The organism is Dinoroseobacter sp. S76 (assembly GCF_049801095.1).
Classification (GTDB): domain Bacteria; phylum Pseudomonadota; class Alphaproteobacteria; order Rhodobacterales; family Rhodobacteraceae; genus Dinoroseobacter.
Map to the genome: position 1 here is coordinate 1,044,535 of NZ_JBNAGH010000001.1, position 23,643 is coordinate 1,068,177.

28 protein-coding genes are annotated in these 23,643 nt (G+C 63.0%); 8 read left to right on the top strand and 20 right to left on the bottom strand.

Going from position 1 to position 23,643, the window contains the following annotated elements:
• The first annotated feature begins 10 nt into the window (after positions 1–10).
• From yidC to yihA, 3 genes are read left to right on the top strand one after another with little or no spacing between them, the layout of a single operon-like run.
• On the top strand, positions 11–1,828 hold the full coding sequence (yidC, locus tag ACP153_RS05130; RefSeq protein ID WP_424969881.1) for a membrane protein insertase YidC: 1,818 nt from the start codon (positions 11–13) through the stop codon (positions 1,826–1,828).
• On the top strand, positions 1,825–2,574 hold the full coding sequence (locus ACP153_RS05135; protein ID WP_424969882.1) for an MOSC domain-containing protein: 750 nt from the start codon (positions 1,825–1,827) through the stop codon (positions 2,572–2,574). The genes yidC and ACP153_RS05135 overlap by 4 nt, the downstream gene beginning before the upstream one ends.
• Positions 2,571–3,224, top strand: a complete 654-nt coding sequence (gene yihA / locus ACP153_RS05140; RefSeq protein ID WP_424969883.1) for a ribosome biogenesis GTP-binding protein YihA/YsxC — start codon at positions 2,571–2,573, stop codon at positions 3,222–3,224. Before ACP153_RS05135 ends, yihA begins: the two co-directional genes overlap by 4 nt.
• A 48-nt stretch (positions 3,225–3,272) precedes the next feature.
• On the opposite strand, the gene ACP153_RS05145 is transcribed toward yihA, so the two are convergent.
• Positions 3,273–4,004, bottom strand: a complete 732-nt coding sequence (locus ACP153_RS05145) for an SDR family NAD(P)-dependent oxidoreductase (RefSeq protein ID WP_424969884.1) — start codon at positions 4,002–4,004, stop codon at positions 3,273–3,275.
• 85 nt (positions 4,005–4,089) lie between these two features.
• On the opposite strand from ACP153_RS05145, the gene argB reads away from it, so the two are divergent.
• Genes argB through ACP153_RS05160 form a run of 3 tightly spaced genes read left to right on the top strand, consistent with a single transcriptional unit; the run spans position 4,090 to position 6,117 of the window.
• The gene (gene argB / locus ACP153_RS05150) at positions 4,090–4,953 is read left to right on the top strand and encodes an acetylglutamate kinase (RefSeq protein ID WP_424969885.1); all 864 of its coding nucleotides are present in this window, start codon (positions 4,090–4,092) and stop codon (positions 4,951–4,953) included.
• Positions 4,946–5,620 carry a ferredoxin gene (locus tag ACP153_RS05155; protein ID WP_424969886.1) on the top strand — a complete coding sequence of 225 codons (675 nt, stop codon included), beginning with the start codon at positions 4,946–4,948 and terminating at the stop codon, positions 5,618–5,620. Before argB ends, ACP153_RS05155 begins: the two co-directional genes overlap by 8 nt.
• Positions 5,617–6,117 (top strand): SixA phosphatase family protein, encoded by a 501-nt coding sequence (locus ACP153_RS05160; RefSeq protein WP_424969887.1) that lies wholly within the window; start codon positions 5,617–5,619, stop codon positions 6,115–6,117. The genes ACP153_RS05155 and ACP153_RS05160 overlap by 4 nt, the downstream gene beginning before the upstream one ends.
• A 45-nt stretch (positions 6,118–6,162) precedes the next feature.
• Here ACP153_RS05160 and ACP153_RS05165 read toward each other — a convergent pair whose 3' ends face one another.
• The 11 genes from ACP153_RS05165 to ACP153_RS05215 form a co-directional block, all read right to left on the bottom strand.
• A complete protein-coding gene (locus tag ACP153_RS05165) occupies positions 6,163–6,933 on the bottom strand; it encodes an amino acid ABC transporter ATP-binding protein (protein WP_424970019.1) in 771 nt (256 codons plus the stop codon).
• Between the two features lie 21 nt (positions 6,934–6,954).
• Positions 6,955–8,259, bottom strand: coding sequence for an amino acid ABC transporter permease (locus tag ACP153_RS05170; protein ID WP_424969889.1), 1,305 nt, complete (start codon positions 8,257–8,259; stop codon positions 6,955–6,957).
• A 1-nt stretch (position 8,260) separates the two neighbouring features.
• Positions 8,261–9,496 (bottom strand): amino acid ABC transporter permease, encoded by a 1,236-nt coding sequence (locus ACP153_RS05175; protein ID WP_424969890.1) that lies wholly within the window; start codon positions 9,494–9,496, stop codon positions 8,261–8,263.
• 121 nt (positions 9,497–9,617) lie between these two features.
• Positions 9,618–10,634, bottom strand: coding sequence for an amino acid ABC transporter substrate-binding protein (locus ACP153_RS05180; protein ID WP_424969891.1), 1,017 nt, complete (start codon positions 10,632–10,634; stop codon positions 9,618–9,620).
• Positions 10,635–10,967: 333 nt separating this feature from the next.
• Positions 10,968–11,690 (bottom strand): ATP12 family chaperone protein, encoded by a 723-nt coding sequence (locus tag ACP153_RS05185; RefSeq protein WP_424969892.1) that lies wholly within the window; start codon positions 11,688–11,690, stop codon positions 10,968–10,970.
• Complete coding sequence (locus tag ACP153_RS05190) at positions 11,687–12,367, bottom strand: HAD-IA family hydrolase (protein WP_424969893.1); 681 nt, start codon at positions 12,365–12,367, stop codon at positions 11,687–11,689. Before ACP153_RS05190 ends, ACP153_RS05185 begins: the two co-directional genes overlap by 4 nt.
• Complete coding sequence (locus ACP153_RS05195) at positions 12,364–13,410, bottom strand: RluA family pseudouridine synthase (RefSeq protein ID WP_424969894.1); 1,047 nt, start codon at positions 13,408–13,410, stop codon at positions 12,364–12,366. Before ACP153_RS05195 ends, ACP153_RS05190 begins: the two co-directional genes overlap by 4 nt.
• The gene (gene crcB, locus ACP153_RS05200; RefSeq protein ID WP_424969895.1) at positions 13,407–13,787 is read right to left on the bottom strand and encodes a fluoride efflux transporter CrcB; all 381 of its coding nucleotides are present in this window, start codon (positions 13,785–13,787) and stop codon (positions 13,407–13,409) included. The genes ACP153_RS05195 and crcB overlap by 4 nt, the downstream gene beginning before the upstream one ends.
• A 31-nt stretch (positions 13,788–13,818) precedes the next feature.
• Positions 13,819–15,123: a replication-associated recombination protein A gene (locus tag ACP153_RS05205; RefSeq protein WP_424969896.1), complete on the bottom strand. Its 1,305-nt coding sequence runs from the start codon at positions 15,121–15,123 to the stop codon at positions 13,819–13,821.
• Positions 15,124–15,257: 134 nt separating this feature from the next.
• A complete protein-coding gene (locus ACP153_RS05210) occupies positions 15,258–15,845 on the bottom strand; it encodes an acyl-homoserine-lactone synthase (protein ID WP_424969897.1) in 588 nt (195 codons plus the stop codon).
• A 55-nt stretch (positions 15,846–15,900) separates the two neighbouring features.
• Positions 15,901–16,512 (bottom strand): autoinducer binding domain-containing protein, encoded by a 612-nt coding sequence (locus ACP153_RS05215; protein ID WP_424969898.1) that lies wholly within the window; start codon positions 16,510–16,512, stop codon positions 15,901–15,903.
• 75 nt (positions 16,513–16,587) lie between these two features.
• On the opposite strand from ACP153_RS05215, the gene ACP153_RS05220 reads away from it, so the two are divergent.
• Positions 16,588–16,782: a hypothetical protein gene (locus ACP153_RS05220; RefSeq protein WP_424969899.1), complete on the top strand. Its 195-nt coding sequence runs from the start codon at positions 16,588–16,590 to the stop codon at positions 16,780–16,782.
• A 74-nt stretch (positions 16,783–16,856) separates the two neighbouring features.
• Here the strand turns inward: ACP153_RS05220 and rplQ are convergent, their stop codons facing one another.
• From rplQ to rplO, 7 genes are all read right to left on the bottom strand, one after another.
• Positions 16,857–17,273, bottom strand: a complete 417-nt coding sequence (gene rplQ / locus ACP153_RS05225; protein ID WP_424969900.1) for a 50S ribosomal protein L17 — start codon at positions 17,271–17,273, stop codon at positions 16,857–16,859.
• Positions 17,274–17,384: 111 nt separating this feature from the next.
• Positions 17,385–18,401 carry a DNA-directed RNA polymerase subunit alpha gene (locus ACP153_RS05230; RefSeq protein ID WP_424970020.1) on the bottom strand — a complete coding sequence of 339 codons (1,017 nt, stop codon included), beginning with the start codon at positions 18,399–18,401 and terminating at the stop codon, positions 17,385–17,387.
• A gap of 115 nt (positions 18,402–18,516) precedes the next feature.
• On the bottom strand, positions 18,517–18,906 hold the full coding sequence (gene rpsK, locus ACP153_RS05235; RefSeq protein ID WP_424969901.1) for a 30S ribosomal protein S11: 390 nt from the start codon (positions 18,904–18,906) through the stop codon (positions 18,517–18,519).
• Positions 18,907–18,921: 15 nt separating this feature from the next.
• Positions 18,922–19,290, bottom strand: a complete 369-nt coding sequence (rpsM, locus tag ACP153_RS05240) for a 30S ribosomal protein S13 (RefSeq protein WP_424969902.1) — start codon at positions 19,288–19,290, stop codon at positions 18,922–18,924.
• A 161-nt stretch (positions 19,291–19,451) separates the two neighbouring features.
• Positions 19,452–20,033 (bottom strand): adenylate kinase, encoded by a 582-nt coding sequence (locus tag ACP153_RS05245; RefSeq protein WP_424969903.1) that lies wholly within the window; start codon positions 20,031–20,033, stop codon positions 19,452–19,454.
• On the bottom strand, positions 20,030–21,391 hold the full coding sequence (gene secY, locus ACP153_RS05250; RefSeq protein WP_424969904.1) for a preprotein translocase subunit SecY: 1,362 nt from the start codon (positions 21,389–21,391) through the stop codon (positions 20,030–20,032). The genes ACP153_RS05245 and secY overlap by 4 nt, the downstream gene beginning before the upstream one ends.
• Positions 21,392–21,515: 124 nt before the next feature.
• Positions 21,516–21,989, bottom strand: coding sequence for a 50S ribosomal protein L15 (rplO, locus tag ACP153_RS05255; RefSeq protein WP_424969905.1), 474 nt, complete (start codon positions 21,987–21,989; stop codon positions 21,516–21,518).
• Between the two features lie 368 nt (positions 21,990–22,357).
• Between rplO and ACP153_RS05260 the strand changes: the two genes are divergently transcribed.
• The gene (locus tag ACP153_RS05260; protein ID WP_424969906.1) at positions 22,358–22,708 is read left to right on the top strand and encodes a hypothetical protein; all 351 of its coding nucleotides are present in this window, start codon (positions 22,358–22,360) and stop codon (positions 22,706–22,708) included.
• Positions 22,709–22,807: 99 nt separating this feature from the next.
• Here ACP153_RS05260 and ACP153_RS05265 read toward each other — a convergent pair whose 3' ends face one another.
• Complete coding sequence (locus ACP153_RS05265; protein ID WP_424969908.1) at positions 22,808–23,581, bottom strand: lectin-like domain-containing protein; 774 nt, start codon at positions 23,579–23,581, stop codon at positions 22,808–22,810.
• Positions 23,582–23,643: the final 62 nt, after the last annotated feature.

Here is a 23,643-nt window from a genome sequence, read left to right on the forward strand (position 1 = left end):
TGGGTCCCAGATGGACGATCAGAATAAGAACCTCATTCTCGCCACGGCGCTCAGCTTCCTGGTGATCCTGGTCTGGTTCCTGGTCTTTCCACCGGAAGAGCCGGTCTCCGATCCCAATGCCCCAGCGCAAGTGGCCGAGCAGGCCGGAGGCGATGTCGCCCTGACCCCACCTGCGGCCATTACCGAAGCCGCTCCAGGGGCTGCACCGCAAGCGACGACCTCCTCGACCAGCAACGCCCCACGCCTGCCCATCGAAACACCGGCGGTCGAAGGCTCGATCTCGCTGCTTGGCGGTCGGATCGATGACCTTAGCCTCAAGGGCTACAATGAAACGCTGGAGCCTGACTCGCCCATCGTGCGCCTGCTCTCGCCTGTTGATCAGCCCGGCGCCTATTACGCCCTCTACGGCTGGGCCCCGGCAGGAGCGTTGTCCTTTGACGACGTGCCCGGCGCAAACACCGTATGGTCCGTGGAAGCGGGTGAGACCCTGTCTGTCGACACCCCTGTCACCCTGCGCTGGGACAGCCCCTCGGGCCTGATCTTCCGGCGCACCATCGCGATTGACGAGGATTTCATGTTCTCGATCGCTCAAAGCGTCGAGAACCCCACCGAGACCAGCCAGCGCATGCAGCCTTACGGGATCATCGCGCGCCATGGCGAGCCGGAGACCGTCAACTTCTTCGTCCTGCATGAGGGCGTCGTCGCCATGGCCGATGGCGGCTTGATCGAGTCCGATTACGACGACATGCTCGACTATGACTTCGTCGAGCGGGAAGGTGCACGCGCCGAAGTGACCCAGATCGAGGAAAACGGCTGGATCGGCTTCACTGACAAGAACTGGATGACCACGCTCATTCCGACGCCGGGGCAGCCCTTCACCTCCGTTGCGAAATACGTGGCCAGCGCGGATATCTACCAGACCGAAACGCGACTCGCGACCCAGAGCATCGCTGCAGGCCAAACCGTCAGCGTCGAGTCGCACCTCTTCGCGGGCGCCAAAGAATGGGAAGCCATCCGCGGCTATGAGAAAGACCTCGGGATTGTCGGCTTTATCGACAGCATCGACTGGGGCTGGTTCTACTTCCTGACTAAGCCGATCTTCTTCGTGCTGCACGAACTGAACCTGCTGATCGGGAATATGGGCGTCGCCATCATCGTTCTGACGCTTCTGATCAAGGCGCTCCTGCTCCCGCTCGCGTGGAAATCCTACGTCTCCATGGCCCGCATGAAAGAGCTCCAGCCGCAGATGGAAAAGCTCAAGGAGAAGGCTGGCGACGACCGCCAGAAGCTTCAGGTGGCGATGATGGAGCTCTACAAGAAGGAAAAGGTGAACCCGGCCGCGGGCTGTTTGCCGATCCTGCTGCAGATCCCGATCTTCTTCTCGCTCTACAAGGTGATCTTCGTCACGATCGAACTGCGTCATGCGCCGTTCTTTGGCCCGTTCCAGGATCTTTCTGCGCCGGATCCGACCTCCATCATGAACCTGTTCGGCCTCCTGCCAAACGCCGCGCCCGAGCCAGGCTCGATCCTCGCACTGGTCTTCATCGGGATCCTGCCGCTCCTGCTCGGCATCTCCATGTGGCTGCAACAGAAGCTGAACCCGGCGCCCACCGACCCGACCCAGGCCATGATCTTCGCCTGGCTGCCTTGGGTGTTCATGTTCATGCTCGGCACTTTCGCCAGCGGCCTGATCGTCTACTGGATCGCCAACAACGTCATCACCTTCAGCCAGCAGTATTTCATCATGCGGCGCCACGGGTACAAACCGGACGTGTTCGGCAACATCACGGCGAGCTTCAAGAAAAAGAAGCCGACGGAGGATAAGTGACCGGCACCATCGCCGAAATCTGGCGCCATCCGATCAAGTCCCACGGGGTGGAGGCGCTCACGGAAGCCGCGCTCGAACCGGGCAAGACCTTGCCCGGGGACCGGCTTTGGGCCGTGCACCACGAAGCTGCCAAGCTGACAGGCACGGACTGGGCGCCCTGCGCGAATTTTTCGCGCGTGGCCAAAGCCCCGGCGCTGGCCGCAATCCGAGCGCGCCTGCATTCGGATGACGCCACCGTGACGCTGACCCATCCGGACCGCCCCGATCTGACCTTCCAGCCGGATCAGGAAGCCGCCGCTTTCCTCGACTGGGTCACCTCCCTTTGCCCCGCGAACCGGGCGCAGCCCACGGGGATTCTGCGCAATGACGCACGAGGCTTCACGGACTCACCTGAGCCGACAATCAGCATCTGCAACCATGCGAGCCATCGCGCCGTGTCCCAGAAGCTCGGGCGCGAGATCTCGCCCCTGCGCTGGCGCGGCAATATCTGGCTCGACGGTCTCGGCCCTTGGGAAGAATTCGAATGGATCGGTCGCACCTTGCGTATTGGCACTGCCGAGCTTGAGGTCACCGAGCGGATCGAGCGCTGCACCGCCACCATGGCAAACCCGGACACCGGATTGCGCGACGCAGACACCCTTGCTGCCCTGCGCGAGGGGTGGGGTCATCAGGATTTCGCCATCTACGCCGTGGTCAAAACCCCCGGCGAGATCGCCATCGGCGCGACCTGCGAGGTCATCGCGTGACCTCCCTGCCCTTTCCGCTCACACCAGAGCCGGACGCCGCCAGCCTTGAGGCCGGGCGCAAGCTTTTCGCGGGGGAGGTCACCTTCCTGAAAGGTGTCGTCGCCATGAACGGGCTGCCCCCGGCGGACCGGCTCGAGGTCTGCTTTGCCGGGCGCTCGAATGTGGGCAAGTCCTCGCTGATCAACGCGCTGACCGGGCGCAAGGCCCTTGCACGGACCTCCAACACCCCAGGACGCACCCAGGAGATCAACTATTTCTGCCTCGGCACCGACCGCTACCTCGTCGACGTGCCCGGCTACGGCTTCGCCGAAGCCCCTGTCGCCGTGGTCGCGAAATGGCAGGCCCTGCTCAAGGCCTATCTGACCGGGCGCCAAACCCTCCGCCGCGCCTTCGTGCTGATCGATGCGCGCCACGGGATCAAAACGGTTGACCACGAGATCATGTCGCTCCTCGACACCGCGGCGGTCACCTTCCAGGTGGTGCTGACCAAGGCCGACAAGATCAAGGTGAGCGAGCAGGACCGCGTTCTCGATCAGGTGCGCAAAGCCCTCGCAAAACACCCCGCCGCTTTCCCCGAACTGCTGCTCACAAGCTCCGCCAAAGGCGATGGCATCGCCACGCTCCGCGCCCTCATCGCCGGGCTGGTCTGACTTAAGTCTCTAAATATCCCGGGGGTTTGGGGGCTGGCCCCCAAGACGCTAGACGTGCTGCCCGCCATTCACCTCGATCTCGGTACCCGAGATATAGCTGCCCGGCTCCGAGCAGAGGAAATAGATTGCGGCCGCCACCTCCGAGGGCTGGCCCAAGCGGCGCAGAGGCAGCTTCTCGACGATCTTCTCTGTACCCGGCGACAGGATCGAAGTCTCCACCTCCCCCGGTGCAATCGCATTCACCCGTACACCGAGCGGGCCGAAATCATGGGCCATCTCCCGTGTCAGGGCTGCCAGCGCCGCCTTGGAGGTCGCATAGGCCGCGCCGGCAAAGGGATGCACCCGCGTCCCGGCAATCGACGTCACATTGACCACTGCGCCCCCAGCGGCCGCCAGCTCTGACTGCAATCCCCGCGCCAGCACCACGGAGGCAAAGAAATTCACATGGAACACCTGCCCCCAGGTCCGCAGGTCGGTCTCCAGCGTGTTGAGCCGCGCGCCGCCTTCGCCCTTGGGCGAGATCCCCGCATTGTTCACCAGCGCGTCGAGCTTGCCATCAAGCTTGCCTCGGATCGTCTCAATCGCCTCGATCGTGTTCTTCGGGTCCGCCAGATCAAGCTGGATGTGGTTGTCCTCCCCCCCCGGCCATGGACAGCGCGCATCGAAGGGCTGGCGAGAGCAGGTCAGCACGCGCCACCCCTCGGCGGAGAACGCCTTGACCGTGGCATGGCCGATACCGCGGCTGGCACCGGTGAGAACGAGTGTGCGTTGGCGACTCATGGGACAGGACCTTTCCCGGCAACCCTACGCCTTGGCAGCGAAGCGCGAAACAGGTAACAGGCAGCACCACCAAGACAGAGCCAAGATGAAAACGAGATCGATGAAAAGCGACTGGATCGCCACCGCGCGCACCCTCTCCGAAGCTGTGCCGTTCCTGCGGCGCTATGACGATGCCATCGTCGTGGTGAAGTTCGGCGGCCACGCCATGGGGGATGCCGAGGCGCTGGCGAGCTTTGCCCGCGACATCGTTCTGATGCGGCAGGTCGGGGTGAACCCGGTGATCGTCCATGGCGGCGGGCCGATGATCAACGACATGCTGGCCAAGCTCGACATCAAATCCGAATTCGTCAAAGGCAAGCGCGTGACCGATGCGGCCACGGTCGAAGTGGTCGAGATGGTGCTCTCGGGCCTCGTGAACAAGCGGCTGGTGCAGGCCATCAATGGCGAGGGCGGCCGCGCCATCGGGCTGAGCGGCAAGGATGCCAATCTGATCGTCTGCGACCCGGCAGATCCCGAGCTCGGCTTTGTCGGCGACCCGGTCGAGGTGACGCCGGACACGCTGCTGCAGCTTGTCCGCTCCGAGATCATTCCGGTGATCGCCCCCATCGGCACGGGCCGCGAGGGCGAGACCTATAACATCAATGGCGACACGGCAGCCGGTGCCATCGCGGCGGCGCTCAAGGCAGATCGGCTGCTGCTGCTGACCGATGTGGCGGGCGTGAAGGACGCGGATGGCAAGGTCGTCACCGAGCTGACCGTCGAACATATCGCCGAGATGACCGAGAGCGGTGTGATCGCCGGCGGCATGATCCCCAAGACCGAGACTTGCGTCGCAGCGGTCAAGGGCGGGGTCCGGGCCGCGGTGATCCTCGACGGACGCGCGCCCAATGCCTGCCTGCTGGAGCTTTTCACCGAGCATGGTGCGGGCTCGATGATCCGAAGTGGCTGACACGCCCAGCTATGCCGCGTTGGAGGCTGCCGCCGCCACGCGGCAGCTCGCGATCTTTGGCGCCTGGCACCCCGCAAACGATCCGGACGTGCCCGAGGGCACGCAGACCATGCTGCTCCTCGGCCCCGGCGAGCCCGGCTTCTGGGCGCATGTGCAAACCACACCAGAATTCACCGATGGCACGCCCGATCCTCTGGATCGCTGGTCCCGCCGGGTGATCGGGCAATGGGCGTGTGATCTGGGGGACCGGACCAAGGCGCTTTTTCCCTTTGGCGGCCCGCCCTGGCGCCCGTTCATCCGCTGGGCGCAAGACAGTGGGCGCGCCCATGTCTCACCGGTTGGGCTGCTGGTGCATGACGCCGCCGGGCTGATGATCAGCTACCGTGGGGCTCTGGCCCTGCGCGCGCGGATCGACCTGCCCCCGCCCCCGTCCAACCCTTGTGAGCGCTGCACGCACCAGCCCTGCCGCATCGCTTGCCCGATCTCGGCCCTTGCGCCCACGGCCTATGACGTGCCGCTCTGCAAATCCTTTCTGGACACATCGGCCGGTCTGGATTGTCATGGACGGGGCTGCGCGGTACGCCGCGCCTGCCCGATCAGCAAGACCTATGGCCGCGCCGAGGCGCAATCGGCCTTTCACATGAACAGCTTTCACAGGCGCCCATGAAAACACTGCTTCTTCTACGTCATGCCAAGTCGAGCTGGGCCGAGCCCGGGCGCGATGACCATAGCCGTCCCCTGAACGGGCGTGGCCGGCGCGGGGCGGAGGCGTTGGGGCGCTGGATCACCGACGAGGCGCTCGTGCCGGACGAAGTGCTCTGCTCGGACGCGGCGCGCACGCAAGAGACCTGGCGCAGGCTGGGACTAAGCGGCGAGGCCAGCCTAACCTCGTCCCTTTACCATGCGGGGCCTGCCATGCTCCTGCAGGCGGTCCAGGGGGCGTCGGGCGCGCGGGTGCTGGTGGTGGCGCACAATCCGGGGATCGCGGAGTTTGCTGACCAGATGGCCGCGACCGCGCCGGAGCATCACCGCTTTGCGCAATACCCCACCGGGGCGCTGACAGTGCTCGATTTCGATATCGAGGATTGGGCCGAGCTCTCCCCCGGTACAGGCGCCGTCCGCGCCTTCGTGATCCCGGCGGATCTGGGCGTCACCCGGACATGACAAAGCCCCGGGAGATCCCGGGGCCCTGCCACAAATTCAGATCGATCAGTGACCGAGGATCTGGCTGAGGAACAGCTTGGTCCGGTCGCTTTGCGGATTGTTGAAGAACTCTTCGGGCTCGTTCTGCTCCACAATCTGGCCCGCATCCATGAAGATAACCCGGTTCGCGACCTGACGGGCAAAGCCCATCTCGTGGGTCACGCAGAGCATGGTCATCCCCTCTTCGGCGAGCTCGATCATGGTGTCGAGCACCTCCTTGATCATCTCCGGGTCGAGAGCCGAGGTCGGCTCGTCAAAGAGCATGATCCGCGGCTTCATGCAGAGCGACCGGGCAATCGCCACTCGCTGCTGCTGCCCCCCCGAGAGCTGGCCCGGATACTTGTTCGCCTGATCCGGGATCTTGACCTTTTCCAGGAAGTGCATGGCCGTCTCCTCGGCCTCCTTCTTGGGGGTCTTGCGCACCCAGATCGGGGCGAGCGTGCAGTTCTCGAGGATCGTCAGATGCGGGAAGAGGTTGAAGTGCTGAAAGCACATGCCGACCTCGGACCGGATCGTGTCGATGTTCTTGAGATCCGAGGACAGCAACGTGCCATCCACGGTGATCGAACCAGCCTGATGCTCCTCCAGCGCGTTGATGCAGCGGATCAACGTGGATTTGCCCGAGCCCGAAGGCCCGCAGATCACGATCCGCTCGCCCCGGTACACGGTCAGGTCGATGTCCCGCAGCACGTGGAATTGCCCGTACCACTTGTTCATCTTGTCGATTTCAATCGCCACCTCCGAAGAGACGGTCATTGTCGGGGCTTGGTCAGTCATAGCCATTTTCGTGCCCTTTCCTTAACGATGTCCGGTCTGAAGCTGACGCTCCAACCATTGCGAGTATTGCGAGATGCCGTAGCAGAAGATGAAGAACAGAACGGCGGCGAAGCCGAGCAGTTCCCAGTAGACGCCGAACCATTCCGTGGTGGACAGGATCGGACCCTGGATCATCCCCAGCATGTCGAACATCGAGATGATCGAGACGAGGGTCGTATCCTTGAAGAGGCCAATCGCGATGTTCACGATGGAGGGGATCGAGATCTTCAGCGCTTGCGGCAGGATGATCAGGCGCATGGATTGCCAGTAGTCGAGGCCGAGACTGTCGCCCGCCTCATACTGTCCCCGCGGCAGGGCCGCGAGACCACCCCGGATCGCCTCGGCGATATAGGCGGCGGCAAAGAGCGTGATCATGATGATCACCCGTAGCACCAGGTCGAAATTCGTGCCCGGCGGCAGGAAATACGCCAGCATGACCGAGGCCACGAACAGGAGCGTGATCAGTGGCACACCCCGGATGAACTCGATGAAGACCACACAGATGCCCTTGATGATCGGCAGGTTCGACTGCCGCCCAAGCGCGAGCGCGATCCCCAGAGGCAGCGACAAGACGATGCCCGAGGTTCCGAGGATGAAGTTGATCATGAACCCGCCGATGAAGCGGCTTTCCACCGGTGTCAGCGACAGCGACACGATGGCCGCGAAGCCGCCGCTCAGGAGCGGCGCAATGAGGATCCAGAAGGCCACCGTCGCAACAATGGCCGCGACGATCCCGCCAAAGAAGGACCGCGCCTCAAGCCCGCGGAAGACAAAGTAGCCGACCACGACCCCCACCAGCGCAAAGACGGAAACCCAGAGCGAGCCGCCCCAGATCAGCCAATAGGCGATGAAGGGAAAGAGACCCGTGAACCACAGAAGCTGCCGGGGCAGTTTGTAGAAGAGCACCGGAGCCAGTGCCACGAAGAGCCCGATAAAGGCCAGAACCGCGCGCCAGTACTCATCCGCTGGGTAGTTCCCGAAGATCAGCTGTGGCCAGCGCTCGGAGATCACGGCAAAGCAGCCGCCCACCTTGCCCTGCAACTGCTCGCGGCAGTCCCGGATCGACTCCGCATCCCAGACCCCGTTGAAAAGCCAGGGCAGGATGATCGAAGACAGCCAGTAGATGAAGAGAACCGTCACCACCGTCAGGATCGAGGACGGGATCGAGTAGAACAGATTGCTCCGCAGCCACCCGACGACGCCAACCTCAGTGGCGGGCGGCGGGCTTGGCGGGATCTGATCCCTCCGGACGAAACCGATGCCGGAATTTGCGTTTGTATCACTCATCTCAACGCTCCTTCAGCTTCACGGCATTGTTGTAGACGTTCATCAGCGCCGAAATGCTCAGAGAGATCAGCAAATAGAACAGCATGAGCAACAGCACGCATTCAAAAGACCGCCCGGTCTGGTTCAGGGTCACGCCCCCGAGGGTTCCGGTCAGATCCATGTAGCCAATGGCCGCCGCGAGCGACGAGTTCTTGGTCAGGTTGAGATATTGCGAGATCAGCGGCGGGATGATCACCCGCAGCGCCTGCGGCAGCACGATCAGGTTCATGATCCGGCCCGGGCGCATACCCAGCGCGGCTGCGGCCTCTGTCTGGCCCTTCGAGACCGCGAGGATCCCTGCCCGCACGTTCTCGGCGATGAAGGCCCCGGTATAGAGCGCGAGCCCGAACCACAGGGCGATCAGCGTGCCTTTGACATTGATGCCGCCTCGGAAGTTGAAACCGCCGAGCTCCGGGTAATCGAGACCGATAGGACGGCCCATGATGAAAAACATCAGCAGGGACGGAACGATCAGGATCGCCAGCGAGATGCGGCCCGTGGGCAGCAGCTTACCGGTGCTGAAGAGCAGGTTGCGCGCATAGCGCCGGAAGACAAACACGCCGATGATCGACAAGAGGAACGTTGCAACGACAATGCCCGAGCCCGGGTTCCAGACCGGCGCGGGCACATAGACACCCCGGTTGGTGAAGGCGACGCTGTCCCACAGGATCATCGCGGCTTCGGCGTCCTCGCCCCGGAAATCCCGCGGTTGCGGCAGGGCCTGGCTCATCACGGCGGAAACGATGACGATCCAGATCAGAACCGGGATGTTGCGGAAGATCTCCACATAGAAGGACATCACCTTGGCCACGAGCCAGTTCTGCGACAGGCGCAGAACACCCACCACCACCCCGAGGACGGTCGCGGTGATACAGCCGAGGAAAGCCACCAGCAGCGTGTTGAACAGGCCCACAAAGGCCGCCCGCATATGGGTGTCGGTCGAGGTATAGGGGATCAGCTTCTGGTCGATCTCATAGCTTGCAGCCTGACCGAGGAAGTCGAAATTGATGTCTTGGCCCAAAGCCGCGAGGTTCTGGATCGCGTTGCTGACCAACCAGCCGATGCCAAGCACCAGCGCGCAGGTCGCGATAAACTGAAAGGTGTAGCCGCGGTAGCGCGTGTCATTGAGCAACATGCCCAGTTGGAAAGACTGGCCAGGTGGTCCGCTGGAGGGTGGCGGATCGCTATAAGTCGTCATCTGAGGCCCCTGGAGTGTCGCAAGGTTCTGTTTTGCGCACAGGTTCGCGCGCTGCCTTGCTGTTTTGATTGCCTAAAAGAAAAAGGGCGCAGGAAATCCTGCGCCCGATCTTTGCGAGTGTTTACCGGAAGGGCGGTGCGTAGAGCAGGCCGCCTTCGGTCCACTGAGCGTTCAGCCCGCGGGCCAGACCGATCGGCGTGTTCTCACCGATATGGGTCTCGAAGATCTCGCCGTAGTTGCCACCGGCCATGATCACGTTCTTCGCCCAGTCGGCGGAGAGGCCGAGCTGCTCGCCCAGGTTGCCCTCGGTGCCCAGCAGACGGTTGATCTCGGGGTTGTCGGTGCCTGCGGCCAGTTCAGCCACATTGGCGGAGGTCACGCCGAGCTCTTCGGCAGCGATCAGAGCGTTGAGCGACCAGCGCACGATGTCGCCCCACTCATTGTCGCCGTGACGCACGAGCGGGCCGAGCGGCTCTTTGGAGATGATCTCGGGCAGAACCACGTGATCGCCCGGGTTCTCGAAGGCGGCGCGGGTCGCGGCCAGACCGGAGGCGTCCGTGGTGTAGACGTCACAGGCGCCTGCGAGATACTGCTGCTGCGCTTCGGAGGCAGTCGAGATCGGCACCGGCTCGAAGGAGATGTTGTTGGCACGGAAGAAGTCCGCGAGGTTCAGCTCGGTCGTGGTGCCCTTCTGGATGCAGACGGTCGCACCGTCGAGCTCGGTCGCCGAGGAGACGCCCAGCTCCTTGGGCACCATGAAGCCCTGACCGTCATAGTAGTTGATGCCGCTGAACTCGAGCTTCAGGTCGACGTCACGGGAGAAGGTCCATGTGGTGTTCCGGGCCAGCATGTCGATCTCACCGGAGTTCAGAACCTCAAAGCGCACCTGGTTGGTGACCGGGTTGAAGTTCACGGCAGCCGGATCGCCGAAGACAGCGGCGGCAACAGCGCGGCACACAGCCACGTCAAAGCCCTGCCAGTCGCCATTCGCGTCCTGCGATGCAAAGCCCACGAGGCCGGTGCTGATGCCGCAATTGACGGCTCCGCGTGCCTTGACCTCTTCGAGCGTATCCGCAGCAGCGCCGCTGGCCGCGAGACCCGCGACAGCCAAAGCGCTAAAGAGTACGGTTTTTTTCATTTTTTCCTCATCCTGATGGAGCGCCGCACAGTTGCGACGCATTCGGCCCTTTGCGGCCGATCTTAACGTTTCGAGAGGGAGCACCCCTCCCACCAGCGCCATAAATTGGGCATGTACCCAAAATAACGTCAAGAGTGGGCGAGAACATTCCCATGCGCCCTATGCTAGGGCGTTTCTGCGATGGGGAAATGCCCAGAAAATACGCGGCTGCACTCAAAAGAGCCGCATCCTACGGACAAATATGCGGAAAAACAGCGCTTTTTGGTCGGGTTTACGACCTCTAAAGGCTTGGAAACGATGCGCGTTGCGCGCCTTGCCCAGGGCGGCGCCCGGTCAGGCGTCCGGTTGACGTTGCGACAAGTCGAAAATTTCTTTGGCGCGCAGGTAGTCTGTTCGCTTTAGAGAAACAAGCTCCGCCTCTTCTTCGTCTTCACCCCATTGTTCGATCTGCCAATTCTCATCGATTCGGGAGAGATCGAACCCCTCTTCGGGTGTCAGCCGCCCGCGCGCCACAGCAAGGCCCAGCACCAGCGAGCCAGAGATCGCGATCAAGTCATGGAGCCCGGTCAGAGCGAAGGGCTCATAACTGTGCACGGCCTCCGCAAGCTTGGCGAGATCGGCGGCGTTCTGATCGACGGGAACGATCCCGGCGGTCACCTGCAACCGCGCGCCATAGGTCTCAGCGGTCCAATCGAGCAGCGGATCCCAGGCCGCCGCCTGCCGGGCCCGCAACCCCTCGGGATCCGTCGCGCGGTAGCAGAGCAGATCGGTGCCCCCATAGGCGGCCAGCATATCCGCGACCTCGGCCCGCTGAACCGTCACCTTGTCCAGCGCCGCATTGGCCGCGCGGGTGAAAGGCATGGTCTTGGGATCGATCAGCTCTTCCTGAGCCTGCCATTCCGCGGCGATCTTCTCGGCAAAAGCCGCGGTTGGCACGACAAGCCGGGTCTTGAGCGGCGTCTTCACGCTGCGCCCATCGAGCTGCACCTCATAGCCTGCGCCACAGGCCACCACTTCGGCGGCGGTCCAGAACCGTTTCGGAGCCCAATTGCTCATGACATTCTCCAGATCGTGTTGAGCGCGGGCATAAGGGCGCCGAAATCCGGCAGCACCTCCACCGCGCCATGGTCGCGCAGGGCCTGCGCCGGGTGGTAGCCCCAGCTGACGCCCAGGGACGACAGGCCTGCCGCGCGCCCCATTTCCATATCAAAACTCGTATCGCCCAGCATGACGCCCGCGTCAGCCGCCACCCCGGTCTCGGAGAGAACCTGCCAGAGCATCGAAGGATGCGGCTTCGAGGGATGATCATCCGCCACCTGGGTCGAGATGAAGAAGCGTCGCAAATCATGGGCCTCGAGCAGATGTTCCAGCCCGCGCCGGGACTTGCCCGTGGCCACGGCGAGCAGGACCTCCTCGTCTTTCGCCAGAGCCTCCAGTGCCATGCGCGCCCCGGGATAAAGGGGGGAGGCGGCCTCCGCCCCGCCTTGGGTGCGGCGGGTGAAATAGGCCTCCTTATAGGCCGCCACGAGGCGCGCCTGCGTGTCCTCGGAGGCGTCGGGCGCCAGCACCGCCATGGCCTGCGGCAGGGACAGACCGATGATCCCGCGCACCGCCGCCCGGTCCGGCGCGGTCAGGCCGAGAGCCGCAAAGGCATCCTCCATCGCCTGATGGATCTGGCCCTGGCTGTCCACCAGCGTCCCGTCCACGTCGAACACGACCAGTCGCAGGCTCATTCAAGCTCCTCGAACGGGTCCACGGGCACGTCGCGGGGATCCCAGCCCAGAGCCTCCCACGTGCGGGTCATATGGGGCGAGAGCGGCGCGGTCAGGGACAGGCGCGCGCCGGTGACCGGGTGCGTCAGGCTCAGGTGCCGCGCATGGAGGTGGAGCTTCTTCGACATCTCACCGCCCAGCTGCGCGCCCCAGCCATCGCCGAGGTTTTCCTGTCCGGAGCCGCCATATTTGCCATCCCCGATGATCGGATGCCCAAGCTCCGCCATATGCGCCCGGAGCTGATGGGTCCGCCCGGTCACGGGCACCAGCGCGCACCAGGACACCCGCCGCCCCAGCGCCGAGAGCACCGCGTAGTCGGTCGTGGCGCGCTTGGCCTCCGGATGGGCGGCCATCTGGCGCGGATCGATGCAGAGCATCTTCTCCCCCTCGCCATGGCGGCCATGGCCCGGGGCTTTCACAAGCGCGTAGCGGATCGTGCCCATCTGCGGATGGGGCACCCCGGCCACCGCCGCCCAATAGATCTTGCGCGTCTCCCGCGCCCGGAAGGCCGCCGTCAGGGCCGCAGCGCTCCGCCGGGTCCGCGCCATGAGCAGCACCCCGGACGTGTCCTTGTCGAGCCGGTGAACAAGGCGCGGCGGATCCTCGAACCCGAAGCGCAACGCGTCGGACATGCCATCCAGATGCCGGTCCTGCCCCGAGCCGCCCTGCACCGGCAGGCCAGCGGGCTTGTTCAGCGCAAGGATGTGGTCATCGCGATAGAGAACCGCCTTTTGCAGCATCTCCACATCGGCCTCGGAGATCCGGGGCCGCGCCGGGCGCGCGGTAATCTCGCCGGGCTCCGGCAGGGGCGGGATGCGCACGGACTGGCCGGTGTGGACCCGCGTGGCGGGCTTCACCCGCCCGCCATCCACGCGCAGCTCCCCCTTGCGGCACATCTTCTCGATCCGGCCCTGACCCACATGGGGAAAGCGCCGCCGCAGCCAGCGATCGAGCCGCTGATCGCCCTCATCAGGCTCCACCACCAGAGTTTGCACACCGCTCATGTCAGCACCGCCCGGGCCAAGCTCAGCCCTGCAAAAAGACCGCCTACCGAGAGGCAAACGGACGCCAGCACATAGATCGCTGCATGGCCCATCTGGCCGCGCTCGATCAGGGTGACCGTCTCCAGCGAGAAGGCCGAGAAGGTTGTGAACCCACCGAGCAGACCGGTCATCACCAGAGGCGACAGATGGGTCAGGCCCCGGTGGGCCGCGAGCACCACAAAGACGCCCATGATGAAGGAACCGACGATATTGGCGGTCATCACAGCCACGGGGATCGCGGTGGGCCCTGTCATCCGCAGGATCCACACCCCGAGCAACCAGCGGCAGCTGGCCCCGACCGCGCCCCCGAGGGCGACCTGTGCAAGCGTTGTCATCATGGGCGTTCTGTCCGCGCTGTGGCGGCGGATGTCAACTCTGCCTCTTGGCGCGGAGCTTGTTGAAATAGGCCATGCGCTTGGCCAGATCCCGCTCAAACCCACGCTCCACGGGCGCAAAGATCGCAGGCCGCTCCATCTTGTCAGGGAAGTAGTTCTGGCCCGAGAACCCGTCTTCGGCGTCGTGGTCATAGGCATAATCCACACCGTAGCCTTCGGCCTTCATCAGGGCCGTGGGCGCGTTGAGGATATGTTTGGGCGGTGGGGCCGAGCCGCTGGATTTCGCGAGCTTCATGGCCGCCTTATAGGCCTTGTAGGAGGCGTTCGATTTCGGCGCGAGCGCGAGATAAAGCACCGCCTGGGCGATCGCCAGCTCGCCCTCGGGACTGCCCAGCCGCTCATAAGTCTGCCACGCGTCGAGACAGAGCCGCTGGGCTTGCGGATCAGCGAGGCCGATATCCTCGACACTCATCCGCGTGATCCGCCGCATGAGGAATCGCGGGTCCTCCCCCGCGGTCAGCATGCGCGCCAGCCAGTAGAGCGCCGCCTCCGGGTCCGAGCCTCGCACGGATTTATGCAGCGCCGAGATCAGGTTGTAATGCCCGTCCCCGGACTTGTCATATTGCGCGGCGCGCTGGCTGAGCCGCTGCCCCAGCGCCTTGGCATCCAGCGGTGCCTCGGGAGTCCAGCGGGCAATCTGCTCGACCAAGTTCAAGAGCGCGCGCCCATCCCCATCGGCCATCTCAAGCAGCGCGGCACGCCCGCCCGGATCCAGCGGCAGGGTCGCGCCCAGCAGGCTCTCGGCCCGGGCGGCGAGCTTCTCCAGAGCCGCAAGATCGAGCCGGTGCAAGACGAGCACCTGCGAACGGCTGAGCACAGCGGCGTTCAGCTCAAAGGACGGGTTCTCGGTGGTCGCGCCCACCAGAAGGATCGTGCCGTCCTCCATATGGGGCAGGAAGCCGTCCTGCTGCGCCTTGTTGAAGCGGTGGATCTCATCCACGAAGAGCAGAGTGCCCTGCCCCGAGCGGCGGCGCAGACGCGCGGCGTCAAAGACTTTGCGCAGCTCCGGCACACCGGTGAAGATTGCGCTGATCTGTACAAACTCGAGCTCCGTCTCATGGGCCAGAAGCCGGGCGATGGTGGTCTTGCCCACACCGGGCGGGCCCCAGAAGATCACCGAGCCAAGCCCTCCCGAGGCGAGCATCGTGCCCAAGGGGCCGTCGGGTCCGAGCAGGTGGTCCTGCCCAATCACCTCAGACAGCTTTGCCGGACGCAGCCGGTCCGCAAGCGGGCGCGGCGCGGTCTCCTCCGCATCCTCTGTATCAAAGAGATCGGCCATGTCAGCGCCTCCGCAAAGCCCGACGCGCAAGAGCGCAGGGCGGTCGCAGGGTCGGAGGGCGCGGGGAGCAGACACATGGCAGCATGATCCCAGCATATGCGCCCTCCGGGGGTCTTACACAAGCATCGCGCGGCTTAGTGCAGCTTGCGGGTCAGGTCGATCGAAACGCATTGGTTGTCGATGCCGTCGATCTCCATAACGCGGCCGGCGGGCTCGATATCGAGGCCCAGACGATCCGCAAAGCGGGTCCAGACGGCCGGGACCAGCCCGATCACCTTGGAGGCGCCATTGTCCCGCGCAGCCTTGGTCATCTCGCCGATCAGATAGGCATGGACCCGGCGCCGGATCTTCTGCGGCGTGGTGTGCGAAACGAAGACGCGGCTGGATTCCCAGACGCTCTCATCGACCGGAGCCGGACCATAGAGCAGGTCCTGGGGGATCGAATCCAAAAGGCCCATCTGGGCATCCCGGATCATATAGGTATAGATCCCGCAGCGCGCCGTGGTGGGCGTCAGACGGATGCCGGCATAGACCTCGCCGAATTCGTGGACGGCCACCCAGCGGCTCGCGGGGGTGTCGTATTGATCATACTCCATTCCCATGGCCTCCGGCAGGTCCCATTTGTTCTGAACGATGAACGACTGTCGTCTTGCGCGAAATAGATTCGCAAATAACTCGCCATGGTTGTGCAGATTTTCGAACGAAAGCGTGGTGGTTTGCATGGGTCAGTCTCCAGTTTGTGGTGGGTCGGTAGTCAGTCGACCGAAACGACGCCCGTCAGAGCAACCGGTAATCCTTTGCCCGCTGAATGGCTTCGGCTGTGGTACGTGCCATCAGCTTCTGTCTCGCCGCAGTCAGGCGAGCCTTCAACGCACTCTCAGAAATACCCAGCTTGGCAGCAGCTGCCGTGTGACGGTCGCCGGCCGCAATATGGCCGAGCGCTTCGATCTGTGCCTTGGTCAGGCTGTCCGGCGGCGTCGTGGTGTCGTGAAGCCGCAGGACGATGGCTTGGATGGCCGAGATCTCGTCATCCGTGAATTCGCGATCCGGCCGGGCAGCTCCGGCAATGGTCCGCGATTTGATCTCGCCGCAAGAGACGGCGACACCGTAGTTCAGTCCGAACCGAGCGGCATCTTCGAGAATGCCAAACGGATCGGGTATTCCGATCTCGCTCCACCGCGTAGCCCCGGTCATCCCGAAGCCCCATGCGAGTAGGGGGTCGCGCAGGGCATAGGCCTGCTCGGTGTAGCGGTCTTTCCATTCCTGTGGATAGGTCTGGTAGTCCATAAGCGGAGCCGCGAACCGGATATGAAGGCCAATATAGTAGCCTGCCGGGGAAAGAAGCCCCAGTTGATGTAATTCCAGATCGATGCCGAGTTTCGTGGACATGTCTTTTTAGACAAGTTGCGAGAATCCACGTCAAGCTTCAAAACTATTCTACCGAAGGTTGTAACGAGGTATCGAATGCCCGCAAAAATAAGTCCGGGCCTGTTTGCGCGCGTCATGGCATTGCCTGATGCCGCCCGGGAAGATTTGCTTGAGTTTATGGGCGGTTCGCCTGTGGATGACACCTGTCTCGAGGCCCTCATCGATGACATTTCGGATCGTATTGAAGCCGAACGTTTGCAACGAAAAGCCAAGGTTTCGGAACCGAATTAACGGACCTGACCACACGTCACAAAAAACCCCGCCTCAGGCGGGGTTTTTTACATCTTTAAGCCATTTTGGCTGAATTAAAGGGCGTCTTCTTCCGCCTCGACGCGTGCTTTATCCGCCGCGCCTTTTGCATCCACATCGCGGTCGACAAACTCGATGATTGCCATCGGTGCCATGTCGCCATAACGGAAGCCCGCTTTCATGATGCGGATATAGCCGCCCTGACGCTCGGCATAGCGCGGTCCCAGCACGTCAAACAGCTTGGCCACATAGGCGTCCTGCTTGAGTTGAGCGGCGGCCTGACGGCGCGCATGGAGGTCACCACGCTTGGCCAGGGTGACCAGTTTTTCAACGATCGGGCGCAGTTCCTTTGCTTTTGGCAAAGTCGTCTTGATCTGTTCATGTTCGATGAGCGACCCGGCCATGTTGGCGAACAGGGCCTTGCGGTGCTCATGGGTGCGGTTCAGGCGACGATAGCCTCTCGCGTGACGCATTTTCTTACTCCGTAACTTTGTTTTGCTTTGTCCGGCAGCCGATGCGTGTCAGCCGCTCTCCTTGGGGCGGGATGCCCGGGGGTGGGCCGGCGGGTCTCCCCGCCGATCCGATCAGAATTGATCTTCGAATTTCTTCGCCAGATCCTCGATGTTCTCAGGCGGCCAGTCGAGGATATCCATCCCCAGATGCAGGCCCATGCCCGAGAGCACCTCCTTGATTTCGTTGAGCGACTTGCGGCCGAAATTCGGCGTGCGCAGCATCTCGGCTTCGGTTTTCTGAATCAGATCCCCGATATAGACGATGTTGTCGTTCTTCAGGCAGTTCGCAGAGCGCACCGACAGCTCGAGCTCGTCGACCTTCTTGAGCAGGAGCGGGTTGAATTCCAGATCGTCTTCTTCGGTCTGGCTGCGCGCCGCTTCGGGCTCGTCGAAATTCACGAATACCGACAGCTGGTCCTGCAGGATCCGCGCGGCATAGGCCACAGCGTCGTCCGGGCTGACGGAACCATCTGTTTCGAGCTTGAGGGTCAGCTTGTCATAGTCGAGCACCTGGCCCTCACGGGTCGGCTGCACGTCATAGGAGACCTTCTTGACCGGCGAGTAGATCGCATCGATCGGGATCAGGCCGATCGGCGCATCCTCCGGACGGTTCTTGTCCGCCGAGACATAGCCTTTGCCGGTGTTCACGATCAGCTCCATGAAGAGGTCTGCGCCGTCATCCAGGTGGCAGATCACGTGCTCGCGGTTCAGAACCTCGATGCCCGCGCTCTCGGAGATGTCGCCTGCGGTCACAACCCGCGGCCCCTTGGCCGAGATCGAGACGCGCTTGGGCCCTTCGACTTCCATGCGCAGGGAGACCTGCTTGAGGTTGAGCACGATATCCGTGACATCCTCGCGCACGCCTGCGACGCTGGAAAACTCATGCAGGACGTTGTCGATCTGCACGCTGGTGATGGCCGCGCCTTGCAGCGAGGACATCAGAACCCGGCGCAGGGCGTTGCCCAGCGTCAGGCCAAACCCGCGCTCGAGCGGCTCTGCCACGACCGTGGCCTGCCGTGCGGGCTCATTGCCCGGCTTGACCTCAAGCTGGGTCGGTTTGATCAGTTCTTGCCAGTTCTTATGGATCATAGGTGTCGCCTCCATGCCTGTCTCCAGCGGTGATCCGTTGCCAGAGACGCCCGAGGTAAAAATGACACCAAGGGCCACGGGTCATGCCGTGGCCCTCGGGTAGATAGTCTGTGCCTCAGACGCGGCGGCGCTTCGGCGGACGGCAGCCATTATGGGCAATCGGGGTCACGTCACGGATCGCCGTGATGTTGAACCCGACAGCGGCCAGAGCACGCAGCGCGCTCTCACGGCCGGAACCGGGACCCTGCACCTGAACCTCGAGCGTCTTCACGCCATGTTCCTGTGCTTTCTTGCCCGCGTCTTCGGCGGCCATCTGGGCGGCGTAGGGGGTGGACTTACGCGAGCCCTTGAAGCCCATCGTCCCTGCGGAGGACCACGAAATCGCGTTGCCCTGCACATCGGAGATGAGGATCTTGGTGTTGTTGAACGAGCTGTTCACATGCGCCACGCCTGCGGCGATGTTCTTGCGTTCCTTGCGCTTGGTGCGCTGCTTGTCACGTGCCATATCTGCGCCCTCCCCTTACTTCTTCTTGCCGGCAATGGCCTTCGCGGGGCCTTTGCGGGTGCGAGCGTTGGTGTGGGTGCGCTGACCGCGCACGGGCAGATTGCGGCGATGACGCAGACCGCGGTAGCAGCCCAGGTCCATCAGACGCTTGATGTTCATCTGGGTCTCGCGACGCAGGTCACCTTCGACGGTGTAGTTTGCGTCGATATGCTCGCGGATCGCGAGGATCTCACCATCGGAGAGCTCGTTGAGACGGCGGGTCTCGTCGATACCGACCGCTTCGCAGATCGCTTTCGCGGAGCTGGGGCCGATCCCGGTGATATAGGTGAGGGCGATGGGTGCGCGCTTGCCCGTGGGCAGGTTCACGCCAGCGATACGTGCCAAATCGTCTTTCCTTTTCGTTGCGGTTCCGTGGTTCCAGAACCTTTTTTCACAACCAAAAGCCCGTGGAGGCTCCACGGGCCCGGACCGGGACTTGCGGGCGAGGAATCGCCCATCCCGGGATGCGTTGACCTAGGCCCGTTCAGACCGGAGGTCAACCCAATTCAAATGCTGTCAAGAGTTTTCTTGATCTCGCCTGCAACCGTCTCGATCTCGGCCAGGCCATCCACGGCCCGCAGGGCCTTGTGGGCGTGATAATACCCGATCAGCGGCGAGGTCTTTTTGTAGTATTCGATGAGCCGTTTCTTGAGGCTTTCCTCATTGTCATCGGCCCGCACAGGCTGCCCTGCGGCGGCGGCTTCCTTGGCGCGGTTGACGATCCGGTCCACCAGAACATCGTCATTCACGGCCAGCTCGATAACGCAATCGAGGCTCTGCCCCGTCTTCTCCAGCAGCGCGCCCAGAGCATCCGCCTGGCCCAGCGTGCGCGGGAAGCCGTCAAAGATAAACCCGTTCCCCTCGGAGGACTCCAGCTTCTCTTCGATCAGGCCGATCACGATCTCATCGGTGACAAGCCCACCGGAATCCATGATCGCGGCGACCTTCTGGCCCATCTCCGTGCCGGAGGCCCGCGCCTCCCGCAGCATGTCACCCGTGGAGAGCTGGACCATGCCGCGCTCGCTCACAAGCCGCGCGGCTTGCGTTCCTTTACCGGCCCCCGGAGGCCCAAGCAGAATAATGTTCATCGACGTGCGGGGCTCCTCTTCCCTTTGCCGCGTTTTTTGCCGCGCAGCTGGGACTTTTCAATAAGCCCTTCGTATTGGTGCGCCAGCAGATGGGACTGGATTTGTTGGACAGTGTCCATCCCCACCGACACGATAATCAGGATCGAGGTGCCGCCGAAATACGCGGTGATGGCCAATTCCGTGCGCACCATCTCGGGAATGAGACAGACCAGCGCCAGATAGCCGGAGCCCACCACAAGGATGCGGCTCACCACATAGTCGAGATATTCTTCGGTCTTCTTGCCCGGGCGGATGCCGGGAATGAAGCCGTTCTGGTTCTTCAGATTGTCCGCCACGTCCTCGGTCTTGAAGGACACATTGGCCGTATAGAAATACGTGAAGAAGATGATCATGCCCGCGAAGAACAGCAGGTAGAGCGGCTGACCCGGCCCGAAATAGGCGAGGATCGTCGACATGATCGGACCCGTCTGGCCGCCCGAGAAGGTGCTGATCGTCGTCGGCAGCAGCAGGAGCGAGCTGGCGAAGATCGCCGGGATCACGCCTGCAGGGTTGATCTTGACCGGCAGGTGCGAGGACCCGCCATCATACATCTTCATGCCCACCTGACGGCGCGGATACTGGATGTGGATCTTGCGAAGCGCCCGCTCCATGAAGACCACGAAGACCAGCGTGCCGAGCAGCATGGCGACCACGCCCAGGATCACCGGGGTGGAGAGCGCGCCGGAGCGGCCCGAGGCAAAGAACTGCGCCAGAGCGGCGGGAAGTTCGGCGATGATGCCCACGAAGATGATCAGCGAGATACCGTTGCCGATGCCGCGCTGGGTGATCTGCTCGCCCAGCCACATCAGGAACATGGTGCCGCCCACAAGGGTGATCACGCAGGCCGCGCGGAAATACCAGCCCGGATCGGTGACAAGCCCGCCGGATTCAAGGCTCACCGCCAGCCCGTAAGCCTGGAACGTGGCCAGGAACACCGTGCCATAACGGGTGTATTGGTTGATCTTCTTGCGGCCCTGCTCGCCCTCTTTCTTCAGCTGCTCAAGCTGCGGCACCATGGCCGTCAGGAGCTGCACGATGATCGAGGCCGAGATATAGGGCATGATCCCCAGCGCGAAGATCCCCATCCGGGAAATCGCGCCGCCGGTGAACATGTTCAGAACGCCCCCCAGACCAGCCGCAGCCTGATCCATGAACTCGCGCAGCTGCGCGCCGTCGATCCCCGGCACCGGGATATAGGTTCCCAGCCGGTAAACGATCAAAAGACCCAGGGTGAAGAAGATCCGCTGTCTGAGCTCGGTCGCCTTTCCCAAGGCGCTCCAGCTCATATTGGCGGCCATTTGCTCTGCTGCTGATGCCATATCTCGTTCCTCGGGGCCGTATCAAAGGCGTCTTAATGAACAACGCCGCCAAACCGTTTCCCGGTCAGGCGGCGATGGAAAACTGATATCAGATGTAAGGGCCGCTCTGGCCGCTCACAACCGGTTACGCAGCCGCCTGCGCAGATGTGACCGAAAGGGAGCCACCGGCCTTCTCAACCGCGTCCACGGCGGATTTGGAGGCGCCGGTCACGGTCAGCTCGACCTTGGAGGTCAGCTCACCCTTGGCCAGAACGCGCACACCGTCGAGCTTGCGACGGATCAGGCCGGAGGCCAGCAGTGTGTCCTCGGTGATCGGTGCGGAGGCGTCGAGCTTGCCGGCTTCGATGAATTTCTGGATCAGGCCCAGGTTCACCACGGCGAACTTCTTGCGGTTCGGCTTATTGAACCCGCGCTTCGGAAGGCGCTGGTAGAGCGGCATCTGGCCACCCTCGTAGCCATTGATCGCCACACCCGAGCGGGACTTCTGACCCTTGATACCACGGCCACCGGTCTTACCCGTGCCGGAGCCCGGACCACGGCCGATGCGCTTGCGGGGTTTGGTTGCGCCGGGATTGTCGCGCAGTTCGTTGAGTTTCATATCGCTTCTCCTTGCCGGATGCGGGGATCGAAGCGAAAGCCCCCGACCTCGGCGTTTCTTAATTGTTTTAGACTCGGGTCCTGAGACCACCGGGGGCGTATACGCGGGCGCGCGCCATGGTTCAAGCCCTTCCGGCTCTGGCGCGCGCAGATGCCCCCACTCGGGCCAGCACGTCGACCAACCCCGGCGCATCCGGGGTCCGTTCGCCTTGGTCCGCTGGCCGGGACCGCAAGGGCCGCCGCGCCTCGCATTCGCGCCAAGAGAGCGCCCCGGCACATCTGCAATGCGGCAGTGCAGCGGGAAAAATCCTTGTCGCAAAGGGGGCTAGCGTGTCACGCTGCCCGCCTATCGAAGACGGAGAATAGCCAATGAAGTATTTCATAGCCACCATTGCAACTGCCTGTGTCCTCAGCGCGTGCGCACCCACGGAAGAGATGTCCATGGCCAGCGCGGTCGACCCGTTCATCGGCAAGAGCCTCGTTGCCGCCGATGGCACCACCTTCAAGTTCATGTCCGATGGCTCGGTCGGTGGCATGTTGGGCGGCGAAGAGATTGTGGGCACCTACACAGTGGATGGCGCCGAGATCTGCAGCACCTATAGCGCGCCGGAGCGCCTTACTGGTCGCGAGTTCTGCTCGATCCCGGATATCGATGGAGAGAGTGTCGTCTTTAACCGGCGCGATGGCAGCCAGTCGGCAGTCTACAACATACAAGGGTGAACCGCCCCTTCGCGGTGGCTGCGTGCCGCCCACAGGAAAACGCCCCGGATCTCCGGGGCGTTGTCTTTTTTGGATGTCTCTTGCGGTGCTGACCTAGGTTCAGCGCTGGCGGCGTCGCAGCAGCCCCAGGGCGCCGATACCCAGCATCGCCAAGGGCAAGGAGGCAGGGATCGGAATGGGCGCCACATGGAGGTCTAAGCTCCGGACCTGATGCAGGTTGCTCGCCCCGCCCGTCGACCCGGTGAAGCCGAAATAGGCCTGAGGGCCCACGATATCGAAAAGATCGAGATCGGCGGAGACAAGGCTCGTGCCCGGCTTCACATCGGTCGTGGCAGCAAACACATCGAGGGTCGTGCCGTCATACTCGACCCAGGCAAAAAGGGCGTCCGTCGTCTCAATCGTGAAACCCGGCGTGCCCGTGGCGATCGAGGTGACGCTGCCATTCAGGTTGATCCCCACATGGTTCCCGTCCGGATCGGCGAACTGAGTGTTTTGCCAAGTGTCGAACTCCACCCCGACACTTTTGGTGATCCCCTCATAGCCAATCCCACCTCCATTGAAGCCCTGGGCGACGGGCCCGGCGGGTGCGTTCTGCACCACAAAGACGATCCCATCGGCGCCCCCGCCCCGCGGGTTCGAGAAACTGAGCTCGAAGGCTGCGGAAAACGCTGTCTGCCCGGTTATCGCAATCGGCGTGTCAAGAAAGGCGGAGCCGTTCTGATAATCCACGGACTCGGTCAGGGTCAGCGTGTCCTCAGCCGCATTGAGTGACGCATTGCCGTTCAGTTGCAGGTCGCTGAACGGCACCGGGGCCGACTGGGCCGCACTTGCCGCGAGAATGAACGCCGCGCTGAGCAAAGAAAATCTGTACATGGCAAAATCCAATCGATGAAAAAAGTGCCATGGAGTTGGGCATGGAATGCTCGCTCAGTCAA